Here is a 21,398-nt window from a genome sequence, read left to right as displayed (position 1 = left end):
ATTAAGTTTATCATAAATTTTACAATAGGGTCAAATATATTATGTTTTTATAAAAAGTGTTAAGTAATGTTATAAAAAGTAAAAATATTGGTAAAACTTAATAAAAGTGAAAAGAAAATAAGTTTAAGGAATTGCAGAAGAGGAGAGAGTATTAATGGTTCCAAAATGTAATATATGCGGTAAGGTTGCAAGCTATTTAGACGTTAATTCAGGACAGTGGATGTGTGAAGATTGTTATAAAGAAAATTATAATAAAATAAATTTAGGAGATTATAGAAATAAAGTTAATTATGAGAAGTGTGATGAAGAAATTCAAAATATGTTAAATACAATGGAAAATATGATTGATGATATGATGAAACATAAGATGGCAAAGCTAGATAAAAGATTTAATAGTACAAAATTTACTAATGATATAGAAGAAATATTAAAATCTATGCCTAAAAGTGATATAGAAAGTATAGCAGAAAGGTTAAACTTTGGTAAAACTTATAGGTACAATAAAGATAAATTAATATTTAACTTAATTAATAGTTATAAAGAAAAAGTGTTAGAAAAAATTTATCTTTTTGATGACAGTGCATTAAAGGCATTTAAGTACTTTTCAAAAAATGATGGAATTATAATTTTAAATAATATTGATCATAAATATGTAAAGTTTGTTGAAGGTTTTATGGCTATAGGCATTTTATATCCATCAAAAAATGAAGAAAAAAAAGCGGTATTATTAATGCCTTCTATCGTAAGGGACTTATTATCTAATTTAAATGATTTTAATTTTAGATTAAAAATTAAAAACAATTCTAAGATTATAACTTTGGTTTCTGGAATGGCAAATGTTTATGGAGTATTAACTATAAATGATGTGGTAAATAAATTAAATAAATTTGGGTTTAGTAATATGGACTTTAGAGAAGTTTACGATATTGTTAACTCAGGTAGTAATTATAGTACGTCATATGTAATAAAAGATGGATATGTTTTTAACTGCAATATTAAATATTATAAAAAATTATATGAAAAGATTAAAAGTGAAAGTAAATCGATTGAGTATAAAGAGTATTCAGAAAAGGAGTTATTAGCATTTGGAAAAGATAATTGGCTAAGAAACTGTAAATGTGGTAAAGAATTTATCACAAGTTTTACAAATTGCTTTGAGCTTGACAATGAAGAGATAGATGATTTCTTAAATCAATTATATTATATAATTCAAGAAGATAGTTTAGATAATGTTCTTAATGAAGTTAGAAATATGATTGTTGAAGAAGAGGGTAAAGAGGTTGGAGTAAACATTATAAAAGAATATATATGTAACTTACCTATTTGGTATAAGAAGGGAAAGTGCATTAATGAAATAGAAGGAAAAACTATCTAAGTGTTAATTATAATCATATTTATCTTATTAAATTAATATAAAAATTAATAGTATTCCCTAAAATAGAAAATAAATTTCTTTTTTAGGGAAAATTTTTAAAAATATATAGAAATGTGAGAAAAGTATGATATAATAAACTTGTAGAGAGAAAACGTATACAAAATTATGGGAGGGTTAAAAATGAGAGAGGATTTAAGAGTTGTAGAAAAAAATGAGGAAGTTAATGAAGAATTAAATAAAGATGAAAAGGAAAAAATTCTTAAAGAATATGAGGATGAATTAGGATACTAGAAATGACACACCAATAATTAGTATTAAATAAATTTATTTAATTTTATTATTAACATATTAGTGCTCATAAATATAAGGGTATAATATTTTCAAAGATAAAAATTAGAGGGTAAATAATTTTTATAATTTCTATGGTATAAGGATAAATTTTCAATTAGGTATAAAAGGTATAAAGGGTTAAAAAGATAGTAATTTGGACAAGCAAATTACTATCTTTTTTGTTGTAGAAAATAAAAAAATACGAAGTAAAAATATAAGAAAACATGTAAATATAACCTTTAAGTTAGTATATAAATTTAATTAATATTTTTTTAGAAAATAATTTTAAAGATAATAAAAATATTTAGTATAATGGGGAATATGGATTAAATTACTAGATAATTATATGCATATTTCGACAAAGGAATGTCCAAATAAGCTATATAATAAGGTTGTAAACAATTTTGAAGTAAGTTCTAGGGGGATGAATATGGGTAGAAAAGAAAAATTAGTACAGCAATCAATAAAAGCTATTAATTTAATTAATGAAGTTAAAAATAGTACGAAAAAAGAAAATACATTAGAAGAAGTTACGGCTAATGAATGTGGGGACACAATATTCTTTAAATTTAATAATGGGAATATTATAGAATATAGTTTAAGTGAAATAGGATATATATTTAAAGATGATTTAGATGGGTTTGGGATATTTAATATTAGAGATTATAATGGTATTTATGATGATCTTAAGTTAATCCAAAAGGAAATTCAAGGTTTGTAAAAGTTTAAGGGATTATTTTGATAATTTAACTACTTACAATAAGTTTATAGAAAGTTAGTACAGTTTAAAATACAATATTATTTTATATAGAGAGGTGTACTAGCTTTTTATTTTTATATTTCTTAGGAAATATTTCCAAATGTACAGGAGATTTTAATTTGTGCTATACTTAATAGGACATAGTAAAATTTATAGTATACAAGGAGAATTATATGTACTTAGTAGATTACCATTTACATTCTAATAATTCATTTGACAGCAATGCAACTATAGAATCAGTTTGTGAGGCTGCAATTGAAAATGAAATTGACGAAATTTGCTTCACAGAACATTTTTCGGTTAAGGAAGGAATAAAGAGCCATGGCTTTTTAAATTTAAAGAAATATAGTGAAGAAATAAGCGTATGTAAAGAAAAATATAAAGGTAAATTAAGAATTAAAGTAGGAATAGAAATATGTGAGCCACATGAAAATGAGGAGATGCTTAAAGAAGCAATAGAATATATTCCTTTTGATTTTATATTAGGGTCTATTCATAATTTTGATTATAATGTAGGACTTAATACATATATGAGTAAGAATACAAAAGAAGAAAGTTATAGCAGATATTTTAAAGAAGTAAATAAGGTGTGTACATCACCATATATTGATGTAGTAGCTCATTTAGATTTGATGAAAAGATACGCTTTTAATACTCATGGTAATTATGATTTTAATGAATATATTGATATGATTAAAGAAGCATTAATTAACATAATTAAAAGTGGAAAAGGTATTGAAGTAAATACTTCAACATTAAGATCAGCAGTAAATGAAACTATGCCATCAGTAGATATTTTAAAGCTATATTATGAGTTAGGCGGAACTATTATTACTGTGGGATCTGATGCTCACAAAAGTGAAGATGTTGGTGCTGGAATTAGAGAAAGTATTGAAGTTTTAAAAAATATTGGATTTAAGAATATATATGTATTTGAAAATAGAAAACCTATAGCAGTAGAAATTTAATCACTTAATAATATAAATATATAAATCTAAAATTTCGAATTAATGAGAAATAATGTATAATATTTAATAAAATATAAATATTAATATGAGATTGAGGATAAATATGAGTGAAGAAGTTAAAGGTACAAAGGTTTATACAAAAGTAATAAAATATATTAAAGAAAAAATACTTAGTGGTGAGTTGAAAAATGGAGATAGATTACCTTCAGAGCGAGAAATGGCAGATAGATTAGAGGTTTCAAGAACTTCAATAAGAGAAGCTATTAGAATTTTAGATATTATTGGGTTAGTTGAAAGTAAAAGAGGTTCAGGCAATTATATAGCAGATAGCTTTGGTAATTCACTTTTTGAACCACTATCAATGATGTTTATGATACAGGAATATTCTACAGGGGATATCCATGAACTAAGAGAAACGTTAGAAATAGAGTGTTGTAGAGTTGCAACTAAATTAATATCTAAGGATAATATTAATTTACTACATGAAATAGTAAATGAAATGTATAAAAATCATGATGAGGAAAAGAGTTTATTATTAGATATTAAATTTCATGATATAATAGTAAAATCATCAAAAAATCCATTAATTATTAACATTCTTGAAGTGATATCTCAACTTATGGATAAATTTATTAAAGATTCTAGAAAGATTATTCTTTGTGAAGAGAATAACAGGGAAATTCTTTTAAAAATCCATAAGGAAATTGTTTCTTCTTTAGAAGAAAGAAGTGAAGATAGGGCTATAAGAGCTATGAAAAAGCATTTTAATATAATAAAAGTTGCTTACGAAAATTATAATGAATATTAAATTATTTAAGGAAAGAATATTGTAAATATGTTTATTTGCAATATTCTTTTTAATTTTACATGGGAAATGTTTACTGTTAATATAATAACAATTATTTACATTTGTTTTTGATAGATCTATAATAAAGATAAATTGGTAATACCAATTTAAGGAAAATGGGAAAGGGGTAGATTGATATTCTTAAACAATGGATTATAGTTTTATGCGTTTATTTCTTAGGGGAAGGCGTTTCTAAAGTTTTATCATTACCTATTCCAGGAAATATTATGGGTATGATTTTTTTATTTCTTTTTTTAGTTACTGGAATTATTAAATTGGAAAAAATAGAAGTTGCAGCAAAATCATTATTGGATAATCTAGCATTTTTATTTATTCCAGCAGGCGTTGGTCTCATGAATTCTTTTGGTATAATAAGCAGCTATGCAGCACAAATATTATTTATAGTTTTAATAACAACTTTTATAGTAATGTCTTCTACGGCATTAACGGTTCAATATGTTATAAAAAAGGTTGAAGCTATGTATAGTAAAAAGCTAAGTAGCAAAGATAAAAAAACAAAAGTTTCATTTGAAAGGATTGAATAGTATGGATTTTTTAACTTCTAATATGTTTTTTGGAATTTTTATTTCCTTAGTTGCTTATGAGATTGGCCAAATAATTTATGAAAAAACAAAGCTACCAATATTTAATCCATTATTAGTTGCTATAGTCATAGTAATAGCCTTACTAAAGATATTTAATATTGATTTTGAAACATATAATCAAGGTGGGCAATTTATTAATATGTTTTTAGGTCCAGCTACAGTAATATTAGCAGTACCACTTTATAAGCAATTATCATTACTTAAGAAAAATTTTATTCCTATAATTATTGGTATAACAGTAGGGTGTTTTGTGAGTGTAATATCAATAATATTATTATCAAAAGTATTTGGATTAGATAATAATATTATTATTTCATTATTGCCTAAGTCTGTAACTACACCAATAGGAATTGAAATATCTAATAGTCTTGGAGGCGTAACTGGAGTAACTGTATTAGCAATTATAATTACAGGTATAACAGGAGCTATTATTGCACCTATTGTATGTAAAATTTTTAGAATAACTAATCCTGTTGCAATCGGTATTGGAATAGGAACTGCATCTCATGCTGTAGGAACTTCTAAGGCATTAGAAATAGGAGAAACTGAAGGAGCCATGAGTTCGCTTTCAATAGGAATTGCAGGACTTATGACAGTTGTAATTGCTCCATTATGCTTTAGCATTTTAGGAATGATATTATAAAAGATAAGAAATTTTTATATGTTTTATTTAAGTCATTTTATGATAACTTAATTCAAAAACTTAGAATTTGATATTTATAATTATTTATTAGTATATTATGCCTTTAAAATTGGTAATACCAATTTAATTAATAAATAAAGGTTATGAGAATTTTTTAATTATAGGAGGAGAAGTTATGAATATTTTAGTATGTATAAAGCAAGTGCCTGGAACATCAAAAGTTGAAGTTGATCCAGTTACAGGGGTATTAAAAAGAGATGGTGTTGATTCTAAAATGAATCCATATGATTTATATGCATTAGAAACAGCTTTCAAAATTTCTGAAGATAAGGGCGGAGAAATAAGTGTAATTACTATGGGACCTCCACAAGCAAAAGAAATTATTAGAGAAGCTTATTCAATGGGAGTAGATAAAGGGGTCTTATTATCAGATAGAAAATTTGCTGGTGCTGATGTTTTAGCAACTTCCTATACATTATCTCAAGGTGTAGAAAGTATGGGGGATTTTGATTTAATAATTTGTGGAAAGCAAACCACTGATGGAGATACAGCACAAGTTGGACCTGAAATAGCAGAGTATTTAGATATACCTCATGTTGCAAATGTTAGAAAAATTGTAGAAGTGAAAGATAAATCAATAGTAGTTGAAATGGACATGCCAAATACTATTGAGTTAGTAGATATTAAATTACCAGCCTTAATTACTGTAGAAAAGGGAATATTTGAACCAAGATTACCTTCTTATAAGAAAAAAGTAGCAACAAAAGATAGAGATATTAAAGTAATGAGTTTAAGTGATTTTAAAGATCAAAGTGAAAATAATTATGGATTAAATGGTTCAGCTACACAAGTTGAAAGAATTTTTCCTCCAAAGGTTAATGATAAGAGAGAAATTTGGGAAGGAAGCAGTGAAGGAATAGCTGAGAAGTTTGAAAGTACATTAAAAGAATTAAAGTTTATTTAAGGGGGCTAGGAAATGGGAAGATTAGTAATAAATCAAGATAAAGTTATAAATAAAGAAGAGTTAGTTAAGATATGTCCTTTTGGAGCACTTGAAATAAAAGATGATAAATTAGATATAAATAGTGGATGTAAAATGTGTAAATTGTGCGTTAGAAAAGGACCAGAAGGTGCTGTTACATTTATTGAAGATGAAAGAGTAGAAATTGACAAGAGTCTTTGGAACGGAATAGCTGTTTATGTGGATCATGTAGATGGAGAAATTCATCCAGTAACACTTGAACTTATTGGAAAGGCAAGGGAGCTTGCAGATAAGGTAAATCAAGAAGTGTATTGTATAGCTATGGGAGAAAAAATTGAGGAAAATGTTCATGAGCTATTACATTATGGTGTAGATAAAGTATTTTTATATGATGATCATGAATTGAAATTTTTTAGAATTGAGCCATATACTTCAGCAATAGAAGATTTTATAAATAAAGTTAAACCTTCTGTATTATTAGTTGGTGCTACTACAGTAGGAAGGTCACTAGCTCCAAGAGTATCAGCTAGATTTAAAACAGGGCTTACAGCGGATTGTACAATTTTGGATATAAAAGAAAATACAGATTTAGTTCAAATAAGACCAGCTTTTGGTGGAAATATTATGGCTCAAATAGTTACGCCTAATTCAAGGCCACAGCTTGCCACAGTTAGATATAATGTTATGTCAGCACCAGAGAGAAGCGAAAATGAAAGCGGGGAAGTAGTTAAATTATCTCTTAGAAGAGAAAAGTTAAATTCTAATATTAATGTTTTAGAGGTAGTTCCAAAATCTAAAGAAAAGGAAATAAGTGAAGCTGATGTTTTAGTTGTTGCAGGAAGAGGAGTAAAAAGTGAAAAGGATTTATCTATGGTAAGAGAGCTAGCTCAAGTTTTAAATGGAGAGCTAGCAAGTACAAGACCATTGATAGAAGCAGGTTGGGTTGATGCAAAAAGACAAGTTGGATTAAGTGGAAGAACAGTAAGGCCAAAATTAATTATTACATGTGGTGTTTCAGGTGCAGTTCAATTTACAGCAGGAATGAATAATTCAGATTATATATTTGCTATAAATACAGATGAAAAAGCACCAATTTTTAAGGTAGCTCATTATGGAATTGTTGGTGATATATATGAAATACTACCAGCTCTTATTGAAAAAATAAAATATGCTAAGTGTGAAAAAGCTAATATATAATGGGAGGAATAAAGTATGAATTATAAAGTATTTGAAGAAAGTGATTATAAAAATATTTTAAATTTAATTGGTGATAATGATAGGGTATTATATGGAGAAAATATAAATGAGGATTATAGTCGTGACGAACTTGGTTCTGTAAGAGTTATGCCTAATGTGGTAGTACAAGCATTAAGCACAGAAGAGGTTTCTATGGTTATGAAATATGCTTACGATAATAATATTCCAGTAACTCCAAGGGGATCAGGAACAGGTCTTGTAGGAGCAGCAGTACCAATTAAAGAAGGTATAGTCATTGATTTAAGTAAAATGAACAAGATTTTAGAATTAGATGAAGAAAATCTTACATTAACTGTTGAACCTGGTGTATTACTTATGGAAATAAGTAAATATGTAGAAGAATTTGACTTGTTTTATCCACCAGATCCAGGTGAAAAAACTGCTACTATAGGTGGTAATATTAGTACTAATGCTGGTGGAATGAGGGCAGTTAAATATGGGGTAACTAGAGATTATGTTAGAGGACTAGAAGTTGTATTACCTAATGGAAAAGTTGTTAATGTTGGAGGAAAGGTAGTTAAAAATAGTTCTGGATATGCTTTGAAAGATTTAATAGTAGGATCAGAAGGAACATTGGGTATTGTTACTAAAGCAATTTTAAGATTGTTACCATTGCCTAAAAAGACAATAAGTCTTTTAATTCCATTTGATACCTTAGATAATGCAATAGAAACTGTGCCTAAAATTATAAAATCTAAATGTATACCAACAGCAATTGAATTCATGCAAAGGGCGGCAATTGTTGCAGCAGAGGAATTTTTAAAGAAGCCATTTCCAGATAATTCTTCAGATGCATATTTGTTATTAACATTTGATGGTAATTCTAAAGAAGAAATAGAAAAAGCATACGAAGGTGTAGCTAATATTTGTCTTGAGTCAGGGGCATTAGATGTATTTATATCAGATACAGAAGAAAGACAAGAAGCAATTTGGAGTGCTAGGGGTGCATTTTTAGAAGCAATAAAAGCATTAACAACTGAAATGGATGAAGTTGACGTAGTTGTTCCAAGAAATAAGGTTGCTGAGTTTGTTAAGTTTACTTATGAGGTAGAAGAGTTGCAAGATATAAGAATAAAGAGCTTTGGTCATGCTGGAGATGGAAATCTTCATATTTATATATTAAGAGATGATTTAAATGCTAGTGAGTGGAATGATAAGCTAAATAGTGTCATGGAAATATTATACAAGAAATCAAGAGAGTTAAATGGGCAAGTATCAGGTGAACATGGTATAGGATTTGCTAAGAAATCATATTTAAATCAATCTTTGCCAGAGGAATCTATTGATATTATGAAAGGGATTAAGTTAGCTTTTGATCCAAAGAATATTTTGAATCCAGGTAAGGTTTGTCAATAAATATTTATAGATTAAAATTGTAGCAAGGCATTATTTTGACTTTAGAAGAAGATTTAATTTATAATAAGCACCTTATAAAAAAGAATCAACAGCTTATTTAGCTGATGATTCTTTTATTTTTATGTTTTTTGGTAAATTAGATTTAATTTGTTTTAATAAACTTTTTGAATCAGTGCTTACTACAGTACAAATTAATAAGTCAAATTTAGTTGTTATCTTTAATTCATAAAGATTTTCTTTATCTTTTTTTGATTTTTCTAAAACAACACTTTGTATTTCATTTAATTCGGCATAGTTATTTTTTACTACAACACAATCATTATAAATACCAAAAGTTGTGCAAGAAAGATGAATACATGTAAATACAACTATATTAACTGCAACTAAAGCTATTAAATAGTAAGGTGAAATGTTATTTGCTATAGAGTATATAGCAAAAATAATGCTAATAATAGCAAAAATAATTGAAGGTAAGTAAGTTGTAATTGATGTTGTTTTAAAACTAAATTTTAAATTATTTTTATTTTTAAATATCTTTTTATAGTAAATGGAATAAACAACTGTTAAATAGTATACAGGTACTATTGCAAAGATTATTAAAAATATTGTGACCCAAATATTACTCATGGATAGTCCCCCTAAAATATTAAATTATTATAAAAAATATATAAATAACATTTTAAACTAATAAATTTACATAATCAATATTATTATATGTTATAAATTTATGAATGTTTTATAAAAGAAGAAGGAGAGTTAGTTTGAAATATAAATTTAAAATATAGATAAAAAATAATTATAATAAAAAGATACTTAAAGATTGAAAAATATATAAAAATGAAAAATTAATAAACCTAATATGAAAATAAAAAGACAGAATGTAGTATAGAAGTAGAAAATATAAAAAAAAAGTGCATGGAAATTATTTACAAATAATAATAAGAATAGTATACTAAATTCATAGTAGTTCTTACTTTTAAGTAATTCTTTATTATAAATTTTAACTACTAAATTGATAGATTTTATAATGTATAAAGCTAAAGGGGTGATGCTTCTCAATGTCGTTATTAGAAGATGTTCAGTTCATGAACAAATATGATAGAGAGGGGGCTTACAAAAAAATTAAAAACAGGCTTTTAAATAGTAATAAAATCAAGCCTTATAAAGGGTGGAAAAAGGAGATGATCCGATTTATCTAATATACTTAGAAAGGAGGATAGACTTTTTTATAATCATAAAGTAGATTTCAATTTTAATAAATAATTAAATAATGTATATACTAAGGAGCTACTTTTAAATAGCTCCTTTTATTTTTAATTAAAAAAGGTGGAAAGAATAATAATGGAATACATTACCGCGATAATTAAGAAAATAAGACCTTTTGTAAGCATTTTAATTTTCTTTGGTGTATTTACAGTTGTGTTTATGCTTGTATCAGGAACTATAAAATATACTTTGCCGTTTATTGTTGGACTAATTGCAGCATCGATTTTAGAAAAGCCAACGGAAGTTCTTATTAAGAAGTTTAATATGCGAGGTGAAATAGCAGCAATTATTTCCACATTAGTTTTTTATGCAATTACAGTTACATTATTGGTGGTAGGAATTATTTATTTTAGCTCTGAAATTAAGGATTTAGCTACAGATGGGTATGAATATATTTATGATAATGGTTCTAAAATAGGAAATTTAGTTCAAAATTCATTGTCAACATTTGAAAATATTGATGAATCAGTTTTAGACACCTTAAAAAGTAATATTAATAAATTAATTTCAGATGCATCAAATTACATTTTGGAATTTAGCGGAAGTATAGTTAATTATATAATTAACATAATATCCGCATTACCTTATATTGTATCAGTAATAATATTTGCTATATTATCAAGTTTTGTGTTTTTAAAGAAGTTTATAGGAAAACATTATTCACAAAATAAAGAAGTAAAGCTTAAGGCGGAAGGTGAATACGATAAATATATTAAAATAATTCTTGAAATTAAGGATGTTGTATTTAAATATATTGGAACATATTCAATTTTAGTTTTTTGTACATTTATTATTACTTTTATAGGTTTTAGTATTTTAAAAATTCCATATACTTTACTACTTAGTTTTATGTGTATGCTTTTAGATTTGTTACCTATAGTAGGTATGATATTACTATTTTTACCGCTTATGGTTATTTACTTTTTTAGTGGTAAATATATAACTGTTATCTTCTTAATTATTTTATTTTCAGTAATAATGATAACTAGAAATATATTAGAGCCTAAATTATTATCAGCATCGTTAGAATTATCACAATTAAGTGTATTAATTGCCATATTTGTTGGTTTAAATGCTGGCGGATTCAAAGGAATGATATATTTAATAGCATTATTCATTGGGTTTAACTTTTATAAGAAGTATGCAAATTTTGAGGGAGATTTTACTGATTGTAAAGATAAAATTAAAAATGAAGAACAATAATAAATTATGGTGTTCTATTATGAAACAACTCTTCTAAAAAAATAATAGGTAGTAAGATTAAGTAATTTAACTGAATTGATATTCTAAATTATAGATTTAATTAGTATAAGTTGTACATGATGTGCTAAATTGACTTATAAAAGAAAGAGTTTTAATTAAATTAATATTTAAAGATACTTATATAGTATATTATTTATTCAGTAAGTGAAATTCAAAAAAATATATTTTGTTAATTGAACTTGCCTGAAATTCCAAATTTCAATTTGGTAAGTTGAAGGTACACTTTAGTGTACTCAGCGACTGAAAGCAGTCGAATTTCCGTATTACTATATAGTAATGTATAGATGAAGTAGTGCTGAAGGTTTATTGTAGTATTTGAAATTTAACTGTAGTAATTAATTATAAAAAAGCAATAATCTAAAACGGAAAAATTTTTGGAAAATATGGCTATGCTATAAATCAAAATAAAAACGTTAAGAAAGGAATACAGGGGGGAGTTGCTTTGGTAAAAATTTTAGTTGCTGATGATGAAGTTAAATATGGTAGGAAGTTTCAATATAGTGTTGAAAAAGACATTTTTTTAGAAGATTGGATGCTAGGGAAAGTAAAAAGTTGTGATTTGCAAAGAGAAATTGATAAGTTTGGTATAATATATACCAAATCTATGGCTTTAATTGTTATTAAGCCTTTAATAAGCAAAGAATTATCTGATAAGATAGATATTCAAGATGAAAGATTGAGCTTTGCAATTAGTAGTATTGTTAAAGAAATAATGAGTAAATTTAAGGGATTAAATATATTTGTTGATTCTAAAGATCAAGTAGTTATTTTATGTGATGTAAATCCTATTAAAGAATGGCATTCAGTTGTAAATAATATTGAAAATGCAATTAATGCTAAATTAAATATTAATGTAGTTATTTGTGCATCATTTTTAAGAGAAGATCCTGTTCAAGTAAATATAGTATATAAATCTTTATGTAATAGATTAATGGACAAGAGTAAGAGACCAGATACGCTAATAGAGGTACAAAAATATATTAATAGACATTATTTTAAAGAAGATTTGTCTATAGCTGAAATAGCAAATAAGATGGAAGTAAGTCAGACTTATTTAATAAGGCTCTTTAAGAGAAATTTGAAAATGACATTTGTTGAATATTTAACAAATGTAAGAATAAAAAATGCTATAATTTTAATGAGGGATCCAACATTAACTTTAAGTAAAATTGCTGAATTAGTTGGCTATAACACACAACATTATTTCAACAATGTTTTTAGGAGACATGTTGGTATTTCACCTCAAGAATATAGATTAGGTATAAGTAAAGAAAATAGATTATAATATAATTTAAATAATAAATAATGGAAAATAAAAATTTATAATGGATAATGGAAAAAGCAATTATGGTAAAACTATTACTATAGTTGCTTTTTATTTTGAAATAAATATCCAATAAATATATAAATGATAAATATAAAAAAATTACTAATAATAACCATGGATTTTGTAAATACTAAATTTATTATCTTTATAGAGGTGAAATTATGGTTAAATGGAGAAACTTTTATTTAATGAAGATTTATGATTCTAAAAATAAATATATAGGAGTTGTAGATGATATTTCTATAGATTTTTATAATGGAGTTGTAAAGGGATTTACAATTTCACCAGCATCTATATTTAAAAAACATACATATGTTTCTGTGGATTCAATTATTTCAGTTGATGAGATTATGAAAATTAAAAATACAAGTAGATTTGAAGGATTAAAGTTTAAGGAAATAAAATATATGGATATAATAAATAAAGAAAAGAAGCTTCTTGGCGTTCTTGAAGATTTAATTATAGATGAAAAAACTTTTGAAATAAAAGGTGTTATTATAAGTTCAGGAATATTTGATAAAATGTTCAAGGGAAAAGAAGTTATAACTTTAAAACATTGTTCTCTTTGTGATGAGTATATTTTATATAATGGTAATTCAACTGTTAAGTTAAAAACTTTACCTCATAATTTAGGAGGAAGTAAGGATGCGCAAAAAGTATAAAGGGTTAATTATAAAGTTAATAATATCTATAATTATTGCTATTAGTATAGTAATGATATATGCTTTTGTTGAACCAATAAGGGCAGTTACTAATTTACTAATAATTTCAATAGTAATTGCTTATACACTAAAGCCTTTAAGAAATTATTTCTGTGAAAAACTCCATCTTTCTAATAAAAAGAGTTCGCTTTTAATTATATTATTACTTTTATTATCATTTGTAGGATTGATATATTGTATAGTTCCAACAATGTTAAAGGAAAGTGGAAATTTTGGTGTTATGCTTGATAGTATTGAAGAATATATTTTAAGTTTAGCAGCAAAATTTAAGTTAGATAGACTACCGATATTTGAAACAATTTATATACAAATTGGTGAAAAAATTAATATGATACTTAGTAATGCATCTACTCATTTAGTAGATAATTTAATAGATATGGGAGAAAACTTAGTTAGTCTTGCTATAGTACCTATTACAACGTATTATTTTTTAGCAGACTCAAAGCTTATTTATAATAAGTTATTGTTGATTCTTCCAACTGACAAAAGAGTTATAGTAAAAAATATAAATAAAAATATTGATAAAATATTAAGTAGATACATATTGAGTCAATTATTGTTATCTTTGATAATAGGAGTTTTATCTTTTGCTTTATTGTTAATACTTAGGGTTAAGTTCCCTTTAGTTTTATCCATTATAAATGCAGTTGCAAATATTATTCCTTATTTTGGTCCTATAATAGGGGGAGTGCCTATTATATTTATAGCTCTAACAGGTTCAGTTACTAAAGGAATAATTGCAGCTATTGGTGTTATTTTAATACAACAAGTTGAAGGTAATTTTTTGGCACCTAAGATTACTGGTGATAGCACTAATATGCATCCAATTATAATAATTATTTTATTGGTTTTAGGTGATAAACTTGGAGGTGTAATTGGAATGGTATTAATAGTTCCAATTGCAGTAATAATAAAGGTTATTTATGATGATATAGATTATTACTTGTTTTAAGTGTGATACTGTTTATTGACATAAATGAATAAATGAAATATAATTTTGTCATAAATCAATAGCATATAGCGATGAAGAGAATGAGTAAATATGATGTAAATATTAAGAGAGGAAGTGGATGGTGAAAACTTCTTATTTAGCATATTGAAGCTATCTTGGAGCTTATTTTACTTTAAGTGATGTATTATTTTATACATAATTAGGGTGGTACCGCGGAAATTATAAGTTTTCGTCCCTTTGTTTTTAGGGATGGAGACTTTTTTTATTAGTTGGATTCCTAAGAAACAAAAATTTGATTTAAGTTATTAATTAAATTACTAATAGAAAAAATTGGAGGTAGAAAGAATCATGCAATTTATAGGAGCAAATGAATTAAGAGAAAGCTTTATTAGCTTTTTTGAATCTAAAGAACATTTAAGAATGGAGAGTTTTCCATTAGTACCTAAAAATGATAATAGTTTATTATTAATAAATGCAGGTATGGCACCACTTAAGCCATATTTCACAGGTATACAAAAACCACCAAAAACTAGAGTTACAACTTGTCAAAAGTGTATTAGAACTGGTGATATAGAAAACGTAGGAAAGACTTCAAGACATGGTACTTTCTTTGAAATGTTAGGAAACTTCTCATTTGGAGATTACTTTAAAAATGAAATTATTCCATGGTCATGGGAATATGTAACACAAGTTTTAAAATTACCTAAAGATAAATTATATGTAACAATTTATTTAGAAGATGATGAAGCATATGAAATTTGGACTACAAAAACAGATATAGATCCAAATAGAATATTTAGATTAGGTAAAGATGATAACTTCTGGGAAGTTGGAACAGTTGGTCCATGTGGTCCTTGTACAGAAATTCACTTTGATAGAGGTGTAGATGTAGCGCCTGTAACAAATGTAGATGATTTTGTTGCTGCATCTGATGCAGATAGAATAGTTGAATTCTGGAACTTAGTATTTATTCAATTTGATAAACAAGAAGATGGTAGCTATGCTCCATTAAAGAATAAAAACATTGATACAGGTATGGGACTTGAAAGAATTGCAACTATAATGCAAGGTGTTGATAACATATTTGAAATTGATACAGTTAAGAATATCTTAAATAAGGTATCTTCTTTATCAGGTGTAGAATATGGAAAAGATGCAAATTCAGACACTTCATTAAGAATAGTAACAGACCATGTTAAAGCTGTAACTATGCTTATATCTGATGGAGTTCAACCAAGTAATGAAGGAAGAGGATATGTTTTAAGAAGACTTTTAAGAAGAGCTGCAAGACATGGTAGATTACTTGGAATTAAGGGATTATTCTTAAAGGATGTTGTAGAAGCTGTTGTTGAAAACTATGGTGGAAATTATTCAGTATTAGTTGAAAATAAAGATTATATAACAAAGATAATTACTTTAGAAGAAGAAAGATTTAATGAAACTATAGATAGTGGAATGAACATCTTAAATGGATATATTAAAGAATTAGAAGAAGCTAAATCTACAGTACTTTCTGGAGAAAAAGCATTTAAATTATATGATACTTATGGATTCCCGTTAGAATTAACAGAAGAAATTCTTGAAGAAAAGAATATGACTGTTGATCACGAAGAATTTAAGAAGGAAATGGAAGCTCAAAGAGAAAGAGCTAGAAGTGCAAGAGGAGAAACTTCTTACATGGGAGCTGATGAAAATCCAATTAACAAAGTTAAAGCTGACGTTGAAACTGAATTTGTTGGATATACAACTACAGAAGGAACTGGAAAAGTTATGGTTCTTGCAACTGATGAAGCTTTTGTAGAAGAATTAAATGAAGGAACTAAAGGTTATATCTTAACTGATAAGACTACATTCTATGCAGAGATGGGTGGTCAAATTGGTGATACAGGTATGATAACTGGAGCTAATGGTTCTGCATATGTTTATAATACTAAGAAAAATGTTGGTGGTAAGACAGTTCACTATGTTGAAGTTAAAAATGGAAGCATTAAAATTAATGAAGAAGTTACTTTAACTGTTGATAAAGTGAGAAGAGCTAACGTTTGTAAGAATCATACAGCAACTCATATGCTACAAGCAGCATTAAAAGAAGTTGTTGGTGCTCACGTTCACCAAGCTGGATCTTTTGTTGATAATGAAAGATTAAGATTTGACTTTACTCATTTCCAAGCTATGACAGCTGAAGAAATTCAAAAGGTTGAAGATTTAGTAAATGATAAAATAATGGAAGTTGATACTGTAGAAACTAAGCTTATGACAATTGAAGAAGCTAAAGAATCAGGAGCAACTGCACTTTTCGATGAGAAATATGGAGATAAGGTAAGAGTAGTTGCAGCCGGAGAGTTCTCTAAAGAACTTTGTGGTGGTACTCATGTATCTAATGTTGGAGAAATTGGATTATTTAAAATAGTTTCTGAAACTGGTGTAGCTGCTGGTATAAGAAGAATAGAAGCTTTAACTGGTAGAGCTGCTATAAAATACATGGAAGAAAAGCAAAGATTATTAAAAGAAGCTTGTGCAGCACTTAAATGTACTGAAAAAGATGTTTTAAAGAAAATATCTACTCAAGGTGCAGAAATTAAAGAAAAAGATAAGGAAATTGCAGAGCTTAAATCAAAGCTTACAAGTGGAGCTTTAGATGATATCTTAAATAGTGCAAAAGATATAAATGGTGTTAAGACTATAGCTTATGGACTTGAAGGTGTTGATGGTAATGCATTAAGAGACTTAGCTGACAAGATAAGAAGTAAGATGGGTTCAGGAGTTGTTGTTTTAGTAAGTAACTTAGGTGATAAAGTTAATTTAATTACTATGGCAACTAAAGATGTATTAGATAAAGGAATACATTGTGGAAAGATAATTAAGGAAGTTGCAACTGTTGTTGGAGGAGGCGGTGGTGGAAGACCAGACATGGCTCAAGCCGGTGGTAAAAAACCAGAGAATATACCTCAAGCTATAGAAGCAGCATTCCAAACTGTAGAAAATTTAGTAAAATAGTTAGTTGAAATAGTATACAATTATGTAAATTTAGGTTATAATATAGTTAGATAAAGTAATTAGTTAATATTTCAAATGATTAAGAATAAATAAAAATACTTTCGTAAGGGGGTGAAGCTGCAAGTAGCAGCTACAATATGGAAAATAATCTTGATAGAACAATGCAATTTGACTTAAACATTAACAAAGAGGATTTAACTAAATCAATTTTAAATGATGTATATACAGCATTGAAAGAAAAGGGATATAACCCAATAAACCAATTGGTAGGATATCTGATTTCAGGGGACCCTTCTTACATTACTAGTTATAACGGAGCAAGAGCTTTACTTAGAAAACTCGAAAGAGATGAAATACTTGAAGAGGTAATAAAATCTTATCTAGATATTAAATAAAAGGTGCCCGTTTAGCGGGCGCCTTTTATTTATAAAAAAATTAAAGTGTTATAAGTAATTTAAGACTAGAAAAATAATTGTATAAAAGTTATTATAAATAAATACGTTACTTATTAAAAGAAATGCAAAGGAGTTTCTATGAGAATATTAGGACTTGATATGGGTTCAAAAACTATTGGAGTTGCTTTAAGTGATCCATTAGGATGGACAGCACAAGGTATAACAACTATTAGAAGAAGTAAAAAGGAACAGGATTTAGAAGAAGTTCATAAGATATGTAAGGAATACGGCGTTGAAACAATAGTAGTTGGATTACCTAAAAATATGAATGGAACTATTGGTGAGGCTGGGGAAAAAGCTTTAGAATTTTCAGAATTGCTTAAAGAAAAAACAGGCTTACCTATAGAAATGTGGGATGAAAGATTAACAACAGTTGCAGCACATAGAGCTATGTTAGAAGCGGATCTTTCTAGAAATAAAAGAAAGAAAATTGTTGATAAAATTGCAGCTACATATATACTGCAAGGTTATTTAGATCGCTTAAGATTAACATCTAAATAAGGTAGAAGGTAATAGGTAAAAATATTTAAAAGGTGGTATTTACCAGGCATTAGATTAATTGGTTTAAATATTAGTTTGTGAAAGTATCAAAAAAACTATAAAGAGTTTTTGTTAATAGTTATTATTTATTACTTATTATCTTTTACTTAAAATTAACTGTTTGCAGTTTAAGTTTTTTGTGTAATAATATAAGAAACAATTATGATGATAAAGAGGAGTTATAATAATGGAAAAAGATTTAAAGACAATACAATTATTCGATGAAGATGGAAATGAAATAAACTTAAATGTAATAGCATTCTTTGATATGGTTAATCCAGAAACAGAAGAAAAAAGTGAATATGTTATAGTTCAAGAAGCTGGATATGAAGATGAAAATCCTTTTGCTTTAAAGGTAATTAAAGATGAAGAAAATGAAGATATGTTTGAATTAATTGATAACGAAGTTGAGTTAGCAGCTATAGAAGAAGCTTATAACACAATTTTCATGGATGAAGAATAAAAAAAGAAATGAGGTGTTAAATATGAGCACAGTTAATGTGGATATTGAATTATTAAAAGAAAACTTAAAACAAAAGGGCTATAAGTTAACGCCTCAAAGAAGAGCTATTGTAGATATAATCATCGAAAAAGAAGGAGAACACTTAACCGCAGAAGAGATATATGATGAGGTAAAGAAAGTATGTCCTGATATTGGGTTAGCTACAGTATATAGAACAGTTTTATTGTTAGAAGAGATAGGTGTTATTTTTAAATTAGATTTAAATGATGGTTGCAGCAGGTATGAATTAGTTCATAGTGAAGAAGAACATAGACATCATCATTTAGTATGTAATGAGTGCAAGGCTGTATATGAGGTGCAAGATGATCTTCTAGATGAATTAGAAGCAAGAATTGAAGGTGCATATGGATTTAAAATTTTAGATCATAGTGTTAAATTTTTTGGGATTTGTTCTGAATGCTGTAAAAAACATAAGGGTGAAAATTAAGAGTAGTATTTAAAAAAGGTATTGCTTGTGATTACATAAAAGAGAAAAGAAGGAGGGGACATATGAAGAATGAAAAAGCTAAGGTTAAGATTATACCATTAGGTGGAGTTAATGAAATTGGGAAAAATTTAACTGCTATCGAATACAAAAATGATATTGTAGTAATTGATTGTGGATTAAAATTCCCTGATGAAGATATGTTCGGAATTGATTTAGTTATACCTGATATAACGTACCTTATAAAAAATAAAGAAAAAGTATCTGGGATTTTCTTGACTCATGGTCATGAAGATCACATCGGTGCATTACCATATGTATTAAAACAATTAAATGTTCCGGTTTATGGGACAAAATTAACATTAGGAATTGTCGAAACTAAATTAAAGGAACATGGTTTACTAAGTACTACTGAACTTATTAGGGTAAAACCAAGAGATGTAATTAGATTAAACTCTGTTTCTGTTGAATTTATTAAAACAAATCACTCAATTGCAGATTCTGTTGCAATTGCTATTCATACACCTTTAGGAGTGGTACTTCATACTGGAGATTTTAAGGTGGATTATACGCCTATAGATGGAGAACCTATGGATTTTGCAAGATTTGCTGAATTGGGTAAAAAAGGTGTTTTAGCAATGATGGCTGATTCAACTAATGTTGAAAAGTCAGGATATACAAAATCAGAAAAAATTGTTGGAGAAAGTCTTGTAAGAATATTTGGAAAAACTAAGGGAAGAATAATTATTGCGACATTTGCTTCTAATATTCATAGAATCCAACAAATAATACAGGCTGCTTCAGTATATGGCAGAAAAGTTGCTGTATCAGGAAGAAGTATGGAAAATATAATGAATGTTGCAATTGAATTAGGATATATTGAGGTTGATGATAATACATTAGTCTCTATTGACCAAATTAATAAATATAATAATGATCAAGTTGTAATCATTACTACTGGAAGTCAAGGAGAGCCAATGTCTGCATTATCTAGAATGGCTGCATCTGAGCATAGAAAGGTAAATATAGTTGAAGGTGATACAATAATTATTTCAGCTACACCTATTCCAGGAAATGAAAAGCTTGTATCAAAAGTTGTAAATCAATTATTTAAAAAAGGAGCAGAAGTTATTTATGATTCTGCAGAAAATATACATGTATCAGGGCATGCATGTCAAGAAGAATTAAAACTAATGCAAACTTTAGTAAAACCAAGACATTTTATACCTGTCCATGGTGAATACAGACATTTAAAACAACATGGTGAATTAGCTATTAAATTAGGATTAGATTCTAAAAATGTAGTTATTCCTGAAGTTGGAGATGTTATAGAAGTTACCAGAAATGGCATAAAGAAAAATGGAACTGTTATTTCAGGTCAAATTTTTGTAGATGGTCTTGGAGTTGGAGATGTTGGAAATATAGTATTAAGAGATAGAAAGCATTTATCTCAAGATGGTATATTAACAGTAGTAGTTACTTTATCTAAAGAAACTAAAACTATAGTAGCTGGCCCAGATATTATATCAAGAGGTTTCGTATATGTTAGGGAATCAGAAGGGTTAATTGATGAGGCTAGAGAAATAGTTAGAAATACTTTGCTTGATTGTGAAGAAAAGAATATTACTGATTGGGCAACATTAAAGTCAAATGTTAGAGATGAACTTAGAAGTTATCTTTATGAGAAGACAAAGAGAAAGCCAATGATTTTACCTATTATTATGGAAATTTAAGTCGTAGTTGACAAGTTGCTGAGAAAATAGTAGAATAATTGATGGATTTGGGAATTGGATACGAGTGTATCCA

20 protein-coding genes and 1 other annotated feature are annotated in these 21,398 nt (G+C 27.1%); of the genes, 19 read left to right on the top strand and 1 reads right to left on the bottom strand.

Features of this window, described 5'->3' with window-relative positions:
* Positions 1-154: 154 nt before the first annotated feature.
* The 9 genes from I4V63_RS02605 to I4V63_RS02565 all read left to right on the top strand — a co-directional run bounded on the left by I4V63_RS02605 (position 155) and on the right by I4V63_RS02565 (position 9,123).
* Positions 155-1,375, top strand: a complete 1,221-nt coding sequence (locus tag I4V63_RS02605) for a hypothetical protein (protein WP_195999743.1) — start codon at positions 155-157, stop codon at positions 1,373-1,375.
* Positions 1,376-2,135: 760 nt separating this feature from the next.
* Complete coding sequence (locus I4V63_RS02600) at positions 2,136-2,426, top strand: hypothetical protein (RefSeq protein WP_195999742.1); 291 nt, start codon at positions 2,136-2,138, stop codon at positions 2,424-2,426.
* Between the two features lie 212 nt (positions 2,427-2,638).
* Complete coding sequence (locus I4V63_RS02595; RefSeq protein ID WP_195999741.1) at positions 2,639-3,433, top strand: histidinol-phosphatase HisJ family protein; 795 nt, start codon at positions 2,639-2,641, stop codon at positions 3,431-3,433.
* Between the two features lie 103 nt (positions 3,434-3,536).
* The gene (locus I4V63_RS02590) at positions 3,537-4,241 is read left to right on the top strand and encodes a FadR/GntR family transcriptional regulator (RefSeq protein WP_195999740.1); all 705 of its coding nucleotides are present in this window, start codon (positions 3,537-3,539) and stop codon (positions 4,239-4,241) included.
* A gap of 170 nt (positions 4,242-4,411) precedes the next feature.
* Entirely contained in the window at positions 4,412-4,825 is a 414-nt protein-coding gene (locus tag I4V63_RS02585) for a CidA/LrgA family protein (protein ID WP_195999773.1), read from the top strand.
* Between the two features lies 1 nt (position 4,826).
* Positions 4,827-5,528, top strand: coding sequence for an LrgB family protein (locus I4V63_RS02580; RefSeq protein ID WP_195999739.1), 702 nt, complete (start codon positions 4,827-4,829; stop codon positions 5,526-5,528).
* A gap of 175 nt (positions 5,529-5,703) precedes the next feature.
* Positions 5,704-6,492 carry an electron transfer flavoprotein subunit beta/FixA family protein gene (locus I4V63_RS02575; protein ID WP_195999738.1) on the top strand — a complete coding sequence of 263 codons (789 nt, stop codon included), beginning with the start codon at positions 5,704-5,706 and terminating at the stop codon, positions 6,490-6,492.
* A 12-nt stretch (positions 6,493-6,504) separates the two neighbouring features.
* A complete protein-coding gene (locus tag I4V63_RS02570; RefSeq protein ID WP_195999737.1) occupies positions 6,505-7,707 on the top strand; it encodes an electron transfer flavoprotein subunit alpha in 1,203 nt (400 codons plus the stop codon).
* Positions 7,708-7,722: 15 nt separating this feature from the next.
* The gene (locus I4V63_RS02565; protein ID WP_195999736.1) at positions 7,723-9,123 is read left to right on the top strand and encodes an FAD-binding oxidoreductase; all 1,401 of its coding nucleotides are present in this window, start codon (positions 7,723-7,725) and stop codon (positions 9,121-9,123) included.
* A gap of 93 nt (positions 9,124-9,216) precedes the next feature.
* Here the strand turns inward: I4V63_RS02565 and I4V63_RS02560 are convergent, their stop codons facing one another.
* Positions 9,217-9,750: a hypothetical protein gene (locus tag I4V63_RS02560; protein WP_195999735.1), complete on the bottom strand. Its 534-nt coding sequence runs from the start codon at positions 9,748-9,750 to the stop codon at positions 9,217-9,219.
* 714 nt (positions 9,751-10,464) lie between these two features.
* Between I4V63_RS02560 and ytvI the strand changes: the two genes are divergently transcribed.
* The 10 genes from ytvI (at position 10,465) to I4V63_RS02510 (ending at position 21,325) form a co-directional block, all read left to right on the top strand.
* On the top strand, positions 10,465-11,592 hold the full coding sequence (gene ytvI / locus I4V63_RS02555) for a sporulation integral membrane protein YtvI (RefSeq protein WP_195999734.1): 1,128 nt from the start codon (positions 10,465-10,467) through the stop codon (positions 11,590-11,592).
* A 502-nt stretch (positions 11,593-12,094) separates the two neighbouring features.
* Positions 12,095-12,937 carry an AraC family transcriptional regulator gene (locus I4V63_RS02550; protein WP_195999733.1) on the top strand — a complete coding sequence of 281 codons (843 nt, stop codon included), beginning with the start codon at positions 12,095-12,097 and terminating at the stop codon, positions 12,935-12,937.
* A 203-nt stretch (positions 12,938-13,140) separates the two neighbouring features.
* Positions 13,141-13,641: a PRC-barrel domain-containing protein gene (locus I4V63_RS02545; protein WP_195999732.1), complete on the top strand. Its 501-nt coding sequence runs from the start codon at positions 13,141-13,143 to the stop codon at positions 13,639-13,641.
* Positions 13,625-14,653, top strand: a complete 1,029-nt coding sequence (locus tag I4V63_RS02540; protein WP_195999731.1) for an AI-2E family transporter — start codon at positions 13,625-13,627, stop codon at positions 14,651-14,653. The genes I4V63_RS02545 and I4V63_RS02540 overlap by 17 nt, the downstream gene beginning before the upstream one ends.
* 62 nt (positions 14,654-14,715) lie before the next feature.
* Positions 14,716-14,893 (top strand) — a binding site (T-box leader).
* Between the two features lie 108 nt (positions 14,894-15,001).
* Complete coding sequence (alaS, locus tag I4V63_RS02535; protein WP_195999730.1) at positions 15,002-17,650, top strand: alanine--tRNA ligase; 2,649 nt, start codon at positions 15,002-15,004, stop codon at positions 17,648-17,650.
* Positions 17,651-17,787: 137 nt separating this feature from the next.
* Positions 17,788-18,045, top strand: a complete 258-nt coding sequence (locus tag I4V63_RS02530; RefSeq protein ID WP_042397057.1) for an IreB family regulatory phosphoprotein — start codon at positions 17,788-17,790, stop codon at positions 18,043-18,045.
* A gap of 138 nt (positions 18,046-18,183) precedes the next feature.
* Positions 18,184-18,606 (top strand): Holliday junction resolvase RuvX, encoded by a 423-nt coding sequence (gene ruvX, locus I4V63_RS02525; protein ID WP_195999729.1) that lies wholly within the window; start codon positions 18,184-18,186, stop codon positions 18,604-18,606.
* 226 nt (positions 18,607-18,832) lie between these two features.
* A complete protein-coding gene (locus I4V63_RS02520) occupies positions 18,833-19,108 on the top strand; it encodes a DUF1292 domain-containing protein (RefSeq protein ID WP_195999728.1) in 276 nt (91 codons plus the stop codon).
* 22 nt (positions 19,109-19,130) lie between these two features.
* Positions 19,131-19,595: a Fur family transcriptional regulator gene (locus tag I4V63_RS02515; RefSeq protein ID WP_195999727.1), complete on the top strand. Its 465-nt coding sequence runs from the start codon at positions 19,131-19,133 to the stop codon at positions 19,593-19,595.
* Positions 19,596-19,657: 62 nt separating this feature from the next.
* Entirely contained in the window at positions 19,658-21,325 is a 1,668-nt protein-coding gene (locus I4V63_RS02510; protein WP_195999726.1) for a ribonuclease J, read from the top strand.
* The last annotated feature ends 73 nt before the right edge of the window (positions 21,326-21,398 follow it).

This window comes from Clostridium sp. 1001271B_151109_B4 (assembly GCF_015670405.1).
Lineage (GTDB): Bacteria > Bacillota > Clostridia > Clostridiales > Clostridiaceae > Clostridium.
The sequence above is the reverse complement of the archived record's forward strand: the minus strand, read 5'-3'. Positions and strand labels throughout refer to the sequence as shown.